We start from the raw sequence: 15,625 nt of genomic DNA, 5'->3' as shown, positions 1-15,625 counted from the left end.
CCTCTCTTGGCCTCAATCGAGAAAGTTGAGGGAGACCCCGTCGAGCCGCAGCAGTTCGCGGTCTTCCTCGTAGGACGCTCCGATCACGACCAGGCTCACCGTGAGGCTGGTCGCGCCCGCCGCGATCAGCCGCCGCGCCGCGCGCGTCACGTCGATGCGGTGATTGCGCGGGGTGTTCATGCTGCGCTCGCGCAGGTCGAACTTGCGGCTCTCCGCCGGCGGTATGTCGCAATGCCCGGGACCGCCATAGCACTCGCCATGGCCGAATATGGCGGCGTAGCCGGCATAGCCCTCGACGGTCAGCGGCGTGCTCGCATCCGCCTCCGGCGTGTTCAGGAAGATCCGGATGAAGCATGACCGCGGCAACTGCGGCACCCGGTGCAGCCGCACCTCGGCCGAGCGGAAACGCGCGTCGGGTACCGCGATCGGCGCCGAGACGAAGCGGCCAACCGGATTGGCGAGCCCGACGGGCATGAGGCAACCGCCACGGACATATTCATAGCCGAAGCGGTTCATGTCGAGCGTATCGCGCACCGCGTAGCTCCATGGCGTCAGCGCGGAATCGAGATCGGCGGGGAGCCCGTCGGGATGCTCCTGCTGCCAGCGCCACCATAGCCGGTCGATATTGGCGTGCACCGGCCAGAAGATCGGGTCGTAGGACGCGGTCAGATTCGAGAACATGTCACCGAACTGAGGCTCGGAATAGAGATCGTCGCGCTTGTGGAATTTGCGCCCGGCAACGCGCACCGCGGTGTTGCGGTCGGCCGGAGCTTCGGCCTTGAACGCCGGGTTCATACCGCCTGTCCAGATATGCATCGTATTGTGCGGGTTCTGGTCGAGGAAGCCGAAGCTGTCGACATAGAGGCTGCCGCCGCCGAAATCGCGGAAAGTGCGCAGGCCCAGAATCTCGTCGATGTCTTCCTGCGCCGGGTAGTGGTAGTGAATGACGGTGTTGATCGTACCGCTGCCAAACTGGCCGGAATAGCGCAGCGGATACCAGAGCGAATTGGCTTCCAGCAACGCATCGATCAGCCGCTTGCGGTTCTCTCCCTCCACATAGTCCTTGCCGCACGCGCCCGTGACAGCGTCATAGGCTTGTGTCGGATTGGCCCAGAGCTGGCCGACCAGCGTGCTCACCTGCGCCGGGAAGCCGTAGTCGCGGAGGAAGCCGACCGAAGACTCGGTCAGGAACGCCTTGAACGCATCGGGCAGGATGGCGCCGTTGCCGGGATCGTCCGGCCTGTATCGCGGAGCGGGGAAATCCCACCACGGCATGGTCACCTCCGGGCAGAAGTCCTGCAGCGCCTGTTCGAATTCGTAGAGGTAGACGCGATGCCACGGCAGGAAGCGTTCCCAGCCATGCTGGCAATGATTCTGGTGGATCAATGCGAGATTGTTGTAGCTGCGCTTGTCGCCAACCCATTTGTTGAGATTGTAGAGTTCGCGAAACGCGTAGCGCAGCCGTTCCTTCTGCGCATCGTCCAGCACGTCGACGTCCATCCGCTGTCGCAACTCGCCCTTGGCATAGCGCCACGCTGCCGGATCGGGCGCCGCATTGAAGACGGTGCCTGCAATACCTTTCACCTCGACCCGCGCTTCGGTCGCGACGCTCAGTTCGCCGGCAAGTTCGATCGATCCGACCAGCGCGCCGGGGCAGCCCTCGTCGATCCACGCCTCGATCCGGTCGATGTCGGCATCGGCGACCGGCCGGCCGCCCCAGGGCAGGCGCAGGAACTGGCTGCCGTCGAACGGCGGCAGCCCGCGAAGCCCGCGGATCAGCGCGGAGCGTGCGCCACGCCCGTCGTTCGCGCCGCAGCAGCTCGAGGCCGGCGCGATCAACGGCATTCCATAGAGCTGGAGCGTGAGGAATTCCGGCAGCGTCAGGCCGACCAGCTTGCCGGGGCCAACGGTGCCGCCCGCCGCGGCCAGGATGGCCTCGACGTCGCTCCAGGTGAACGGCGCGACAGACGCCTCCATGATCTCATTGGTGGCCATTATGCCCACCCATGGTCATGACGTTGCTCTGGGTGATATCGCCCACCTGATCGGGCAGCACCACGGCGACGTTCTGCATCATGCCCTGATCCTCGTGATCGAGGATGTGGCAGTGGAGCACGAACGTGCCGATGTATCGCTGGTAGCGGGTGCGAAGCTTGATCGTATAGACGCCCGAGAAACCCGCGGGCAAGGACTGCGGGATCAGGCTCTTGATCCACAGCGTGTCCTTCCAGACTCCCTTGAGCCCCGGATATTGCGGGTCATAGGGCGCGCCGCCGGCGTCGTCCGTCGCGCCCGCCGCGCTCACATCCTTGCCGTTGGGATCGGTTATCGAGACGATCTGGAACGGATTGACATGGATATGGAACGGATGGCTCACGAAATGCGACTGCAGCGTCCATTCCTGCGCCTTGCCCAGCGGCAGCGCGCGGTCGAGCCGGGTGGGATCGTAAGGCTTCACGTTGGCGGTGCTGAGCGTGTTGCCGACCTCGAACTTGGTGTCCGGACCCGTCGTGTCGATGAAGAAGGTCAGCTCCTGCGTGCCGTTGCCTTCCACTTCGCCATCGGAAATGTCGGGGTGTGGCGTAAAGCTGGTGAATTTCGTCCCCGCCTTGAGATCGTCCACCACCGTCGACCTGACATCCTCGGGCATGTTGGCCTCGGCCAGTTCGATCAGCTTGCCGTTGACATAGGACGCCACGTCGTCGACCGGCGTTCCCGCGGCGACCTCGACCACTGCCAGCAACTGCGGCCCTACGTCGAGCGCGTTGACCACACCTGACCTGGGTGCCGAGGCGTCGATCACGCAATAGCGGCCGGCTTCGGGGAAGACGACCAGCGCATCGAAACGATAGCCCGGCTGGAACGTCGCGAGCGCTGTCTCCTGCGCTGCCGCCAGCGTCAGCCCGTCGGCGGCGATCAGCATATAGGGTACGGTCTCAGTGCTGCACGTCTCCCTGATGAATTCAGCGCTGGCCTTGGCGTCGAGCAGCGTCTTCGTTCCGGGTTCGAGCTTGCCCGCCTGCACCTTGGCGAATTGCAGGCTCACCGTATCACGCACGCCCGCGTGGATAACTCTCCAGCGCTCGATCTGACCTTGCACCGCCTTCAGCGGATCGTCGGGGTTGAAGACCTTGCCGTTGAGCGAGGTATAGCGGCCCGATGCCGGCCAGGTGCCAGGTCCGAACTGGTCGTAGCCCTCGATCCCACCGACATCACCCGGGTCGCAGATGTAACGCCCGTTGATGTCCTGCTTGATCGGTCCGAGTTGCCCGGCGGCCGTTGACGGCGCGCGGCAGGCATATTGGATCTGCTGCATGACCAGCACGCGTTCCGGCACCGCGGAGGTCGGGATCAGCGTGTCGATGTCGCCATGCGCGGTCGGGGTGGGAAAGCGACTGCCGCGGATGATCAGCGCGCCGGCCATCCCGCTCGATACCTGCAGCGCCGTCGAGCCGTGGCGGTGGGTGTGATACCAGAAGGTTCCGGCAGGATGATCGGACGGGATGTTGTATTCGTATGTGAACTGCGTCTGCGGATTGATCGAAAGGAGCACGTTGTCGCCATTGCCGGACGGATTCACCCACAGCCCGTGCGTGTGCAGGTTGGTCCCGTTGAAGCAGTGCGGTGTGTTGGGTTTCGTGTCGGGCGCGGTGCAGCCTGGATCGCCGGGCTGCGGCCCCGACGGCAGTTGATTGTCCAGCGTGACGCGCACGGTGTCGCCCGGCACCGCTTCGATCGTCGGCGAGACGAACGGAGCGTCAGGGTCGACGCCCTTGCCCGTATAGCTGCGCAGGCGAACCTTGTCGTACCCGTCCGTGGAGGGATTGTAGATCTGGTTGTCGGAATAGACGATCTTGAGATCGAGCAGCCGGTCGCCGGGTAACGTCACTCCCTCGCGGGGCGCCTCCGCGCCGGGCTGGACCGCCATGACATTGGGCTTGGCGATCGGGGTACGCTCGTCCTGCAGCACCGGTGGATTTACGATCTGTGCCGCGGCGGGCAGTGCCGAGATCAGCCCCAGACTGCTGACGAAAACACTCGACACAAATCGCGCATTTGCCAATGTGACGACACACGACATGATGCTCTCCCAAAATTACATTGAATGTAAGTTGAGCTTGCAGACATAGTGCTCGCCATTGCGCGGCATGTCTAGATCATAAGATGTAGAATTGAGTCTTTACTTTAGCCGACTGTGCCTCGCATCAGCGTCAACAAGACAAAATCGGCTTAACTGAGGGAGAAGGATGTCTGGCCCGCAGCTCCTTCAAAGGAGCGAAGATGAGACAGAAGGCCGGGATATAGAAAAAGCCTGCGGAGAAGATCGTCAACCATATCCGCCGCGCCACCCGCAAGCAGTATGAGGCGGAGGTGAAGACCCGCATCCCGCTGGAGGAGCGCCGCTACGATCGCGTCGCGGATCGTACAGCCGACCAACAGCGCGATTGCCTCTGCAAATGCCGGGTATTGGCCACAGGCTTGAAGCGACGGATGCTACACGCCCAGATAGGCGGCGCGAATGCGTTCGTCCGCGATCAGTTCTTCAGCCGGACCGGACATCGTGATGCGGCCCGTTTCCATGACATAGCCCCGGTCGGCCACTTTGAGCGCCGCATAGGCGTTCTGCTCCACCAGCAGCACCGTGATGCCGAGCGCCTTCAGGTTCTTCACGACGTCGAGGATCTGCGCCACAAGGATCGGCGCCAGTCCCATGCTGGGCTCATCGAGCAGCAGGCATGCGGGCCGTGCCATCAGTGCGCGGGCGATCGCCAGCATCTGCTGCTGGCCGCCCGACAACCCGCCGGCGGCGAGGTTGCGCTTCTCCTTAAGGATCGGGAAGAGCGCGAATGCCTCCGCCATGTCGGTCTCGACCCGGCCGTCGGAGAAGAGATAGGCACCGAGGCGCAGATTCTCCTCGACGCTGAGATTGGTGAATATCTGCCGTCCTTCCGGCGACTGCGACAGGCCGAGCCCCACGCGCCGATGCGCCGGAACGGCCTGCAGCGGCTCGCCGCGGAAGATCATGCTGCCGCCGCTGATCGGCTGCACGCCCGAGATGCAGCGCAGGAGCGTGGTCTTGCCCGCGCCATTGGCGCCCACCACCGTGACGATTTCGCCCGAGCGCACATCGAGGTCGACGCCGTGCAGCACCTCGATCCGCCCGTAGCGCGAGCGCAGGTTCTCAACCGAGAGCATGGCCTCCCGCCTCCTTCGCCTGAACGCCGAGATAGGCTTCGATCACCTTGGGATCACGGGCCACCTGTTCGGGCTTTCCTTCGGCGATCTTCTCGCCGCGGTCGAGTACGACGATGTGATTGGAGATGCGCATCACGAGTTTCATGTCGTGTTCGACAAGCAGGATGGCGACGCCGGATTTCGCCACCTCGGCGACGAGACGGTCGATCTCTTCCGTTTCGACGGCATTGCAGCCGGCCGCCGGCTCGTCGAGAAGGAGGATGCCTGGCTCGAGCGCAAGCGCCCGGGCGATCTCCAGCCGCTTCAGCGCGCCATAGGAGAGCGAAGAAGCTTCCTTGTCGGCGGCGCGGTCGAGGCCGACGCGCGCCAGGAGTCGCATGGCGGCGGCGCGCGTCCCGGCTGTACGCCGGCGCGAGGCGGGCAGCGAGAACAGGTCGGCCAGGAAATTGCCGCGTTCCTTCAGATGGCAGCCGGCCATGGCGTTTTCCAGCACGGTCATCTTCTGGAAGATCTGCAGGTTCTGGAAGGTGCGCGACAAGCCGCGCCGGGCAAGCAGATGCGGCTCCATGCCGGTCACCGTTTCGCCGTTCAGCGCCACCGTCCCGCGCCCCGGCCGGTACGCGCCGCTGATCATGTTGAACAGCGTCGTCTTGCCGGCGCCATTGGGACCGATGACCGAGACGATCTCGCCCGGCTCGACCTGGAAGCCGACATCGTTGACGGCGCGCAGTCCGCCGAAGTCGATGCCGAGACCCTCGACGCGAAGCAGCGGCATCACCCCTTCCCCCGCAACAGACGTGACAGGCTGGGCACCAGCCCGGACGGCATGAAGATCATCACCAGCATCATGACGAGACCAAGGATCATGTGCTCATAGTCCTGCAGCACCGTGAGTACCTGCGGCAGCATGGTGAGCAGCGCCGTTCCGGCCACCGCGCCGGGCACGGAAGCTGCGCCGCCCAGGACCGTCATGGTGACCAGTTCGACCGAATGGAGGAACCCCGCCGCGTCCGGCGTGATGAACTTGTTCATCAAGGCGAGCAACGAGCCGGACAACGACGCGTATACGGCCGAGAGCACGAAGCCAAGGAGCTTGTAGCGCGCGACATCGACACCGACAGTGCGTGCGGCGATCTCGGAATCGTGCAGCGCCCGCAGCGCCCGCCCCGAAGGGCTGTCGTAAAGGTTCAGCGCGAGCCAGGCCCCGGCAAGCAGGAAGATCGCCGTGAACGCGTACCAGAACTGGGCGTTGGAAAGATCGATGCCGATCGTTCTTATCAATTGCCTGAGGCCGAGCTCGGGCACTTCGTGACCGTCCGGCCCGCCGGTAACAGGCGCTTCGTTGGCAAGCACCATCGAAACGAGGATGCCGAAACCCAGCGTCGCGACGGCGAGATAGTAGCCCTGGAGACGCAGGATCGGGCGGCCGATCACCCAGGCGATCGCGGCGCTCACCGCGGTTCCGAGCAGCATCGCAAGCGCCGGGGATATGTCGAGGTACTGCGGACCAAGCGCGCAGGCATAGGCCCCGATACCGGCAAAGCCGGCGTGACCAAGGCTGATCTGGCCGGCGTAGCCGATCAGGATGACGAGCCCCGTCACGGCCAGCCCGTTGACGAAGATCAGCGATCCGATGCGGTAGTAGAAGTTGGACGGGAAGCCGAGGGGAGCGAGCAGCACGATGGCCGCCAGCACCAGCAGGGTAAGGTGTTTCGACGGGAGCTTCATCGTCATACCCGCTCGGTCGATTTGCGGCCGAACAGCCCTTGCGGCATGACGAACAGCACCGAAAGGATCACGATGAAGGCGACGGCGTCCTTGTAGACGGAACTGACATAGCCGGCCGTCAGCGCCTCGATCAGGCCGAGCAGCAAGCCCCCGGCAAGCGCTCCCGCCGGCACGCCCATGCCGCCCAGCATGGCAGCCGCGAAACCCTTCAGCGCGTAAGCGACGCCGAGATCGTAGCTGGTCAGCGTGATCGGCGTCATCAACACGCCGGCCAGGGCGCCAATGGCGGCCGACAGCGCGAAGGAGAGCGTCATCATATGGTCGGTGTTGATGCCGACCAGCCGCGCGGCGACGCGGTTGTTGGCCGTGGCGAGGATTGCCTTGCCGGTCAGCGTATGTGTGAAGAAGACGTAGAGAAGACCAAAGACCATCCCTGCCCCGGCGATCACCCATAAGCCTTGCGGCAGGATGGTCGCTCCGCCGATGGTGATCGGTTCGTCGCCGCTGAAGGCCGGGAAGCGGTGCAGTTGCTTGTCGAAGACCAGCTGCGCGCCGCCGCGCAGGAAGATGGACGCGCCGATGGTGATGATGATCAGGCTTACCACCGGGGCCCCTCGGGCGCGTTCCACGGCCAGCTTGTTGAGCGCCACGCCGACGGCGGCGGCGGCGACGATCGCCAGCACCGCCGCCAGAGGCAGGGGCAAGCCCGCATGCCAGCCGAAGAAGGTGATCATGCCGCCCAGCATGACGAACTCGCCCTGGGCGAAGTTCACCACGTTGGAGGCATTGTAGATGATGGTGAAGCCGAGTGCGACGAGCGCGTAGACCGCGCCCACCGTCAAGCCGGACAACACATATTGCAGCAGTTCCGTCACCGCGATACCTCTGCGCTGCCGCGGCCGCCGGTGCCGCGCGGGGCTTCGTCGCCGGAGTGATTACTGAGCCGGCGCCCAGCCGCCGTCCTTGATCTCCAGCATGCGGAAGGCGGTGAGATCGAGGCCGAGGTGATCGGTGGGCGACATGTTGACGACGCCCGTGACGCCGACATAGCCCTTGGTCTGTTCGATCGCGTCGCGGATCGCTTGCGGCTCGGCCTTGCCGGCCCGGCTGATGGCCTCGACCATCAGCCGCAGCGCGTCATGGGCATAGCCGCCGAACGTCGATGCCGGCGAGCCCGTCTTTTCCTCGTAGGCTTCCTTGTAGGCGGTCACGACGCCGTATTGCGGATCGTCCTGCCCGAGCAGATCGGCGATCAGAATGGCCGTTCCGGGCAGCTTGACGCCGTTCGAGGCGGGACCGGCAAGCTCGATGAAGGCCTTGGAGGCGACGCCATGCGACTGATACAGCGGCGTCTTGATGCCGAGTTGGCCGTAATTGCGCGTGACGATCGCGGGCCCCTGTCCGAAACCGGCGTTGAGGATCGCCTGGACGCCCTCCTTGCCGCGGATGTTGGTGAGCTGGGGCGTCATGTCGGCATCGTTGGGACCATAAGTCTCGTCGATCAGAACCTCGATGCCATAGTCGCCGATGATCTGCAGGCATTGCTTGTGCATCGAGGCGCCGAAGCCGTCGGAGCCGGAGATCATGCCGATCCTGGTAATGCCGCCGGCCTTCATGTTCTCGAAGATCTTGGCACAAGCCATGCGGTCGGTGTGCGGCGTCTTGAACGTCCATGGCTGCACCGGATCGACGATCTCGATGGCGCCCGCGAGCGAGATGAAGGGTATCTCGGCGTCGGCAACCACCTGCATGATCGACATCGTGGTGCCTGTGGTCGATCCGCCGATGATGGCGACGACCTCGTCGTCTTCGATCAGCCGCGTGGCGAAGGTTCGCGCCTTGTTGGGGTCGCCCGCGTCGTCATAGGCGATCAGCTCGATCTTTTCGCCCAGCACGCCACCGGCCGCGTTGATCTCCTCGACCAACATGCGCAGGGTCTTCGCCTCCGGATCGCCGAGCGACGAAGCGGGCCCCGTCTCGGACACGGTCGCGCCGATCTTGATGTCGGCAAGAGCGGGCGACGCCACGCTGAGCAGAAGGCCGGCGGCAGCGGCTTTCAAGGCAAGCTTCATAAGTTCCTCCCAGGTTGAACGATCGCGATCCGGCCTTTCGGGCGCCGGGCGCAAAGTGATCTCGAATTCCAGGCAAGCCTCCCACGCTCCGCCGTACCGGCGGTTGCAAACGCGTCTCGCTCCTCCAATTCGACTTATTATTGACCGAGCGGTCGGACAATGCAAGAGCTTTCTGACTTGGACTGCCGATAGGTTTGCGGGCCGCCAAAGGCGCAATTCGAAGCCTTTCCCATCTACCGGCAGGCGGCGTCGTCACCTGCCCCATCGAGTGCTTCGGCATCGGTCGCCTGTGACAAGACATCGCTGAGCGCCGAGGCTCGGTCGCCCGGCCCGATCGCCAAGGACCTTGCACACCGCATCGAATGCGTGGTCGTTGTCGGCACCGAGGTAAACGTCGGCGACCTTGATTCGGTCGAGCGGTTGGAAGGCAGGCCCGTCGTCGACGGCGGGCCGAGGGGACGACAACATGGCGAGAACGAGAGCCGCCGATTTCAACGAAAAGCGGCGCAGCATTCTCGACAGCGCGGCCGCGGTGTTTGCCAAGCTCGGTATGGAACATGCCTCGATGGCGCAGATAGCCAGGGAAAACAACGTCTCCAAGGCTTCGCTCTACCACTACTATCCCAGCAAGGAGGTGCTTCTCTTCGATATCGGTCGCACGCATCTCGTCGAGCTCGAGGCTGCCATCCGCAAGGCCGACCGCCCCGACCTCGATCCGCGGGAACGGCTGCGCCACCTCATCGGCGGCGTGCTTGAGAATTATCGTTCGGCCTCGAACTTCCACCACGTGCTGCTGAACGGCACCGGCTCGCTGCCGGAAGCGCAGCGCGCCGAACTGCGTGAGATGGAACGCCGCATCGTGAAGGCCCTTTCCGACGTGCTCACCGAGATCAACCCGGAACTCGGGGAAGGTCGGGCTGGCGTGACGCCAGTGACCATGTCGCTTTTCGGCATCCTCAACTGGGCTTACACTTGGTTCAAGCCCAGCGGCGCGCTCAGCCGCGACGGCTACGCCGACATGGTGACCGCGCTTTTTTTGGACGGCGTGACCTCGCTGAACCGCTGAACGCCGCCCCGATATTGTTGACGTCGGGCTCGGCGGCAGTCACGATCCGACTCGATTGGAGCACCCCAAGCAACAGGCTTCCGACGATGTCGAATATTGCTCAGGAATTGGCGACCCTGCTCGAGACCGTCGAGCGGCCGGGCGATTTTGTCGCTTCAGGCACCGTTGATTTCGGCGCGCCGATCCTGCGTGTCGAGGGCGTGGGCCAGATATCGCTGCCTCTGCTGCCGATCCAGGCGCAACAGATTATCGCCACGGCGACGCAGGCGCCCTTCGGGCGTGGCGAACAGACCATTCTCGACACCAATGTGCGGCGGACCTGGCAGCTCGGTCCCGATAGGGTGCAACTTGGCGGCAAGAACTGGATCCGTACCCTGGACATCATCCTCGAAAGAATTGCGGAAGGATTAGGGGTAAGCGATCCGGTCGAAGCGCAGTTCTACAAGCTCCTCGTCTACGACAAGGAGAGTTTCTTTCTGCCGCACCGCGACACGGAAAAGGCAGCGGGTATGTTCGCAACCCTCGTGCTGGTGCTTCCCGGAGAATCGGAAGGTGGCGAGCTCATCGTGCGTCACAACGGGCGCGAACAGGTCCTGGATCTGCGCCGCTCCGATCCCGGTGAACTCGGCTATGCCGCCTTCTATGCGGACTGCGTCCACGAAGTGCGGCCGGTCACCTCGGGCCATCGCCTTGCCTTGACCTACAATCTCGTTCGCAAGGGCAAGGGTGCGGCGCCGACCGCGCCGAACTATGCCCGGGAACGGGCCAGGATCGTAGAGGCGCTCGCGGGCTGGAGCAGGATGGTTGCCGAAACGGCGCATGTGACCGGCCGCCCTGACGGCGACGAGGCGGACGGATGGGATGAGACCCCGATGGACGATGATTGGGATGCGGCCACAGCCGATGACGAATGGGACGAGGCACCGGCAGACGATGAATGGGACGAGATCGCAGACGATGACGACGACGGGTGGGACGAGGTCCCGCAGAAGCTGGTCTATCCGCTTCAACATGCATACACGCCCGCCGAGCTCGCTTTCGCGGGCCTCAAGGGGATCGATGCGGCGGTGGGGGATGTGCTCAGGGCAGCTGCGGTCGAGGCGGGAACCGATCTGCATCTGGCCCTGCTGACGATCGAGGAGAGCGGCTGGGCCGAGCATACCGACATGTGGAGACGGGGCTCGCGATACGAGGATCAATTCGAGGTCGGCGAAGTCACGGACAGCGACTATACGCTCACCGACTGGCGACGCGTTGACGATCAGGCTGCACCCTTTCATGCGATATCCGTGCGGCCGTATGAGCTGTCGCCGCCGGACTTCCTCGACGAAGCCAAGCCAGACGACGAGGAATTTCACGAGGCCACCGGGAACGAGGGCGCCTCGTTCGATCGGACCTACAAGCGCGCCGCGCTTGTGCTGTGGCCGGAGGGGACGACGGTCGATATCGTGGTCGGAGCCGGGCTGGAGACCGCTCTTTCCTATCTCGAGAATCGAGTCGGGCTCGTTGCAGGCGGTACGGCGCCCTCGGCGGCCCGTGTCGAAGCGCTGCGACTGGCGGAGCGCTTGATCGCGATCTGGCAGCGCGGCGCTGCAGCCAAGGAAGCGGCCCGGCTGCTGGCGGCTCTGCGGCAACTCGGGGAAGGCAGCACGATTGCGGCCGCCTTTGACGGAGTTGTTGCAGGCGGAAGCTATGGCAGGGAGACCGTTTCCGAAGTGGTGGCCAGCCTTGTGTCTCTGGCGAAGCCTCGGCAGGTCGGGGCGGTACGGGCAATCGTCTCGTCATCCGCCGACAGGAGATTGAACTCTCTGGCCGCGCTGCTCGCAGCCTTGGCAGGTAGCTTCGCCGACCTGTTGCCGGAAATTCGTCCGGTATTGCAGCAGTTCGTCGACACCCTGCCGACAAGACGCCCGTCCTACGATCCTGTGGTTCGCTACGAAACTGTCGACGTCGGATGCGTGGTCGATCTCATCGCCGCCCTGGCTGCTGCCGATGCGGCACTCTCCTTGCAGGCCGTCCGGCATATGCTTGCGCATTCCGGATATTTCGCTTTCGATGGAGTGCTGGTGGCGGCGGCGGAGAAGCTCGCGAGCAGTGCTGACCTTTCGGGACATCCCGCCGTCAACCATCTGGTGAAGGCCTGCCGGAACCACCTCGAAGCTCGCATCGCCGAACCGCTCGCACCGCCCGCCGACTGGCGCCGACCGGTGGAAATACGCTGCGACTGCGAGCATTGTCGATCCTTGACGGCATTCATGGCCGATCCAATCGCCGAGGTGTGGACCTTGAGAGCCCGGCAGGAGATTCGCAGCCATGTCGAGACCAACATCCGCAATGCGGCCTGCGACCTGTCCTGTGCGACGCTCCGCAAAGGCAGCCCGCATGCTTTGATTTGCACCAAGAACCAGGCGAGCTACGAAAAGAGGGTGAGGCAGCGCCGGCAGGATCTCGAGGCTCTGGCGAAGCTGGCCTGAGCGGCCCTCACGCCGATGAGGGCGCGCCAGGCCGGTCGACCGTATGCCCAGGCGCGGGACGTCTCCGCCGGATTTCCTCGACGAAGGCCGTCTGTCTTGCAGGCGGCCTTGACCGGGGCTTACGCAGCCCCCAGCAAGCGTCCGGTGAGGCCGGATTGGGTTCGATCAAGCGCCCGTGCCTTTGCTGTGCATCGCGCGCCGCGCTCGGCGCTAGACGACAAAAGCCCGCCGGGGAGGCGGGCTTTGTGGGCTTGCAGAGCAAGCGAATTCATAAAGAGAAGCTGTACGTGCGTTTTGCAGACCTGGCGGCGACCTACTCTCCCGCGTCTTGAGACGAAGTACCATCAGCGCTGGAGCGTTTCACGGCCGAGTTCGGAATGGGATCGGGTGCAGCCGCTCCGCCATGACCACCAGGTCGGCGAAACGCACGAAGAGAAGCTGGTTTGTTTTCAGGGCTTGACGGCCAACGAAGCGAAGCTTCGCAAGGCCGACCGGCCGTCGCGGCTGATGCCGCGCCCCGCCCGGAGGCGTCCCGAAGGGACTGCCGTGAGGGCAGACAAACCATCGCGATAGCGATGGACATAGGCAAATGAGAACGATCAAGCCGATCGAGCTATTAGTACCGGTAAGCTTCAAGCATTGCTGCTCTTCCACACCCGGCCTATCGACGTGGTGGTCTTCCACGGCTCTCAGGGAACACTCGTTTTCAGGTGGGTTTCCCGCTTAGATGCCTTCAGCGGTTATCCCGTCCGTATATAGCTACCCTGCTATGCGGCTGGCGCCACAACAGGTCCACCAGAGATACGTCCATCCCGGTCCTCTCGTACTAGGGACAGATCCTGTCAATATTCCTGCACCCACGGCAGATAGGGACCGAACTGTCTCACGACGTTCTGAACCCAACTCACGTACCGCTTTAAATGGCGAACAGCCATACCCTTGGGACCTGCTCCAGCCCCAGGATGCGATGAGTCGACATCGAGGTGCCAAACAACCCCGTCGATATGGACTCTTGGGGGTCATCAGCCTGTTATCCCCGGCGTACCTTTTATCCGTTGAGCGATGGCCCTTCCACGCGGGACCACCGGATCACTATGACCGACTTTCGTCTCTGCTCGACTTGTCAGTCTCGCAGTCAGGCAGGCTTATGCCATTGCACTCAGCGAACGATTTCCGACCGTTCTGAGCCCACCATCGCGCGCCTCCGTTACTCTTTAGGAGGCGACCGCCCCAGTCAAACTACCCACCATACATTGTCCCGGACCCGGATGACGGGCCGCGGTTAGACATCCATAGAGATAAGGGTGGTATTTCAAGGGTGGCTCCACAGAAACTGGCGTCCCTGCTTCAAAGCCTACCACCTATCCTACACATGCCACTACGAATGCCAATGTAAAGCTATAGTAAAGGTGCACGGGGTCTTTCCGTCTAACCGCAGGAACCCCGCATCTTCACGGGGAATTCAATTTCACTGAGTCTATGCTGGAGACAGCGGGGAAGTCGTTACGCCATTCGTGCAGGTCGGAACTTACCCGACAAGGAATTTCGCTACCTTAGGACCGTTATAGTTACGGCCGCCGTTTACTGGGGCTTCGATTCAGAGCTTGCACCCCTCCTCTTAACCTTCCAGCACCGGGCAGGCGTCAGACCCTATACGTCGTCTTGCGACTTCGCAGAGCCCTGTGTTTTTGATAAACAGTCGCTACCCCCTGGTCTGTGCCACCCCCCGATGGTTGCCCATCGAAGGGTCACGCTTCTTCCGAAGTTACGCGTGCAATTTGCCGAGTTCCTTCAGCATAGTTCTCTCAAGCGCCTTGGTATACTCTACCAGTCCACCCGTGTCGGTTTCGGGTACGGTCTATAAGGAGGAGCTATTTCCTGGAACCACGCGGCTGCCGAACCAATCCGATAAGGCTCGACAACTTCAATGATCCGTCACTACCTCCAGGCTCACGAATATTAACGTGATTCCCATCGACTACGCCTTTCGGCCTCGCCTTAGGGGCCGGCTAACCCTGCTCAGATTAACTTTAAGCAGGAACCCTTGGACTTTCGGCGGGGGAGTCTCTCACTCCCCTTACGTTACTCATGTCAGCATTCGCACTTCCGATACCTCCAGGAGCCCTCGCGGGTCTCCCTTCACTGGCTTACGGAACGCTCCGCTACCGCTTGCGATCGCTCGCAAACCCTAAGCTTCGGTGTATGGCTTGAGCCCCGGTACATTTTCGGCGCAAAGACCCTTATTTAGACCAGTGAGCTGTTACGCTTTCTTTAAATGATGGCTGCTTCTAAGCCAACATCCTGGTTGTTTTGGGATCCTCACATCCTTTCCCACTTAGCCATAACTTGGGGACCTTAGCTGTAGGTCAGGGTTGTTTCCCTCTCCACGACGGACGTTAGCACCCGCCGTGTGTCTGCCGACTAGTACTCCCAGGTATTCGGAGTTTGGTTAGGTTTGGTAATCCGGTAAGGACCCCTAGCCCATCCAGTGCTCTACCCCCTGGGGTATTCGGTCGACGCTCTACCTAAATAGATTTCGCGGAGAACCAGCTATTTCCGAGTTTGATTGGCCTTTCACCCCTAGCCACAAGTCATCCCGAACTATTGCAACAGTTATGGGTTCGGCCCTCCAGTAAGTGTTACCTTACCTTCAGCCTGCTCATGGCTAGATCACTCGGTTTCGGGTCTAATGCGACGAACTGAACGCCCTGTTCAGACTCGCTTTCGCTGCGCCTACACCTACCGGTTTAAGCTTGCTCGTCACACTAAGTCGCTGACCCATTATACAAAAGGTACGTGGTCACCCTTGCAGGCTTCCACTGTTTGTAGGCAATCGGTTTCAGGTACTCTTTCACTCCCCTTGTCGGGGTGCTTTTCACCTTTCCCTCACGGTACTAGTTCGCTATCGGTCATGCACGAGTACTTAGGCTTCGAGGGTGGTCCCCCGAATTTCAGACAGGATTTCACGTGTCCCGCCTTACTCAAGGACTTTTGTTCGCATTACGCGTACGGGGCTGTCACCCACTATGGCCCAACTTTCCAGATGGTTCCGCTTGTCTCACAAAAGCCGCTGGCCTGGTCCGCGTTCG

General features: G+C 62.6%; 9 protein-coding genes and 2 rRNA genes (1 of these 11 running past the window's edge). 2 read left to right on the top strand and 9 right to left on the bottom strand.

The genetic code is table 11. From position 1 onward, the window contains the following. Positions 1-12: 12 nt before the first annotated feature. The 7 genes from JN302_RS12655 to JN302_RS12625 form a co-directional block, all read right to left on the bottom strand. Positions 13-1,995, bottom strand: a complete 1,983-nt coding sequence (locus tag JN302_RS12655) for a tyrosinase family protein (RefSeq protein WP_202333091.1) — start codon at positions 1,993-1,995, stop codon at positions 13-15. Beyond that, entirely contained in the window at positions 1,982-4,081 is a 2,100-nt protein-coding gene (locus JN302_RS12650) for a multicopper oxidase family protein (protein WP_202333090.1), read from the bottom strand. The genes JN302_RS12655 and JN302_RS12650 overlap by 14 nt, the downstream gene beginning before the upstream one ends. 413 nt (positions 4,082-4,494) lie before the next feature. Further along, positions 4,495-5,196, bottom strand: coding sequence for an ABC transporter ATP-binding protein (locus JN302_RS12645; RefSeq protein WP_202312555.1), 702 nt, complete (start codon positions 5,194-5,196; stop codon positions 4,495-4,497). Then, entirely contained in the window at positions 5,183-5,971 is a 789-nt protein-coding gene (locus JN302_RS12640; RefSeq protein WP_202333086.1) for an ABC transporter ATP-binding protein, read from the bottom strand. Before JN302_RS12640 ends, JN302_RS12645 begins: the two co-directional genes overlap by 14 nt. Beyond that, positions 5,971-6,924: a branched-chain amino acid ABC transporter permease gene (locus JN302_RS12635; RefSeq protein ID WP_446720754.1), complete on the bottom strand. Its 954-nt coding sequence runs from the start codon at positions 6,922-6,924 to the stop codon at positions 5,971-5,973. The genes JN302_RS12640 and JN302_RS12635 overlap by 1 nt, the downstream gene beginning before the upstream one ends. 2 nt (positions 6,925-6,926) lie before the next feature. Continuing rightward, positions 6,927-7,799 (bottom strand): branched-chain amino acid ABC transporter permease, encoded by an 873-nt coding sequence (locus JN302_RS12630; RefSeq protein ID WP_202333084.1) that lies wholly within the window; start codon positions 7,797-7,799, stop codon positions 6,927-6,929. Between the two features lie 60 nt (positions 7,800-7,859). Further along, entirely contained in the window at positions 7,860-8,996 is a 1,137-nt protein-coding gene (locus JN302_RS12625) for an ABC transporter substrate-binding protein (RefSeq protein ID WP_202312551.1), read from the bottom strand. 466 nt (positions 8,997-9,462) lie between these two features. On the opposite strand from JN302_RS12625, the gene JN302_RS12620 reads away from it, so the two are divergent. Continuing rightward, the gene (locus JN302_RS12620; protein WP_202333083.1) at positions 9,463-10,062 is read left to right on the top strand and encodes a TetR/AcrR family transcriptional regulator; all 600 of its coding nucleotides are present in this window, start codon (positions 9,463-9,465) and stop codon (positions 10,060-10,062) included. Positions 10,063-10,148: 86 nt separating this feature from the next. Continuing rightward, the gene (locus JN302_RS12615) at positions 10,149-12,536 is read left to right on the top strand and encodes a 2OG-Fe(II) oxygenase (protein ID WP_202333081.1); all 2,388 of its coding nucleotides are present in this window, start codon (positions 10,149-10,151) and stop codon (positions 12,534-12,536) included. Positions 12,537-12,836: 300 nt separating this feature from the next. On the opposite strand, the gene rrf is transcribed toward JN302_RS12615, so the two are convergent. Together rrf and JN302_RS12605 are read right to left on the bottom strand one after the other, a co-directional pair. Next, positions 12,837-12,951, bottom strand: a 5S ribosomal RNA gene (gene rrf, locus JN302_RS12610). Positions 12,952-13,131: 180 nt separating this feature from the next. Further along, positions 13,132-15,625: ribosomal RNA gene (locus JN302_RS12605) — 23S ribosomal RNA — on the bottom strand (it continues 386 nt past the right edge of the window).

The organism is Mesorhizobium sp. L-8-3 (genome assembly GCF_016756615.1).
Taxonomy (GTDB): domain Bacteria; phylum Pseudomonadota; class Alphaproteobacteria; order Rhizobiales; family Rhizobiaceae.
Note: the sequence above shows the minus strand (reverse complement) of the source record. Positions and strands in the feature narration are given on the sequence as shown.

Excerpts from the sequence above, each read along its gene's own strand:
- JN302_RS12625 (WP_202312551.1), bottom strand. The coding sequence starts at position 8,996 with ATGAAGCTTGCCTTGAAAGCCGCTGCCGCCGGCCTTCTGCTCAGCGTG.
- JN302_RS12645 (WP_202312555.1), bottom strand. The coding sequence starts at position 5,196 with ATGCTCTCGGTTGAGAACCTGCGCTCGCGCTACGGGCGGATCGAGGTG.
- JN302_RS12620 (WP_202333083.1), top strand. The coding sequence starts at position 9,463 with ATGGCGAGAACGAGAGCCGCCGATTTCAACGAAAAGCGGCGCAGCATT.
- JN302_RS12655 (WP_202333091.1), bottom strand. The coding sequence starts at position 1,995 with ATGGCCACCAATGAGATCATGGAGGCGTCTGTCGCGCCGTTCACCTGG.
- JN302_RS12650 (WP_202333090.1), bottom strand. The coding sequence starts at position 4,081 with ATGTCGTGTGTCGTCACATTGGCAAATGCGCGATTTGTGTCGAGTGTT.
- JN302_RS12615 (WP_202333081.1), top strand. The coding sequence starts at position 10,149 with ATGTCGAATATTGCTCAGGAATTGGCGACCCTGCTCGAGACCGTCGAG.
- JN302_RS12640 (WP_202333086.1), bottom strand. The coding sequence starts at position 5,971 with ATGCCGCTGCTTCGCGTCGAGGGTCTCGGCATCGACTTCGGCGGACTG.
- JN302_RS12635 (WP_446720754.1), bottom strand. The coding sequence starts at position 6,924 with ATGAAGCTCCCGTCGAAACACCTTACCCTGCTGGTGCTGGCGGCCATC.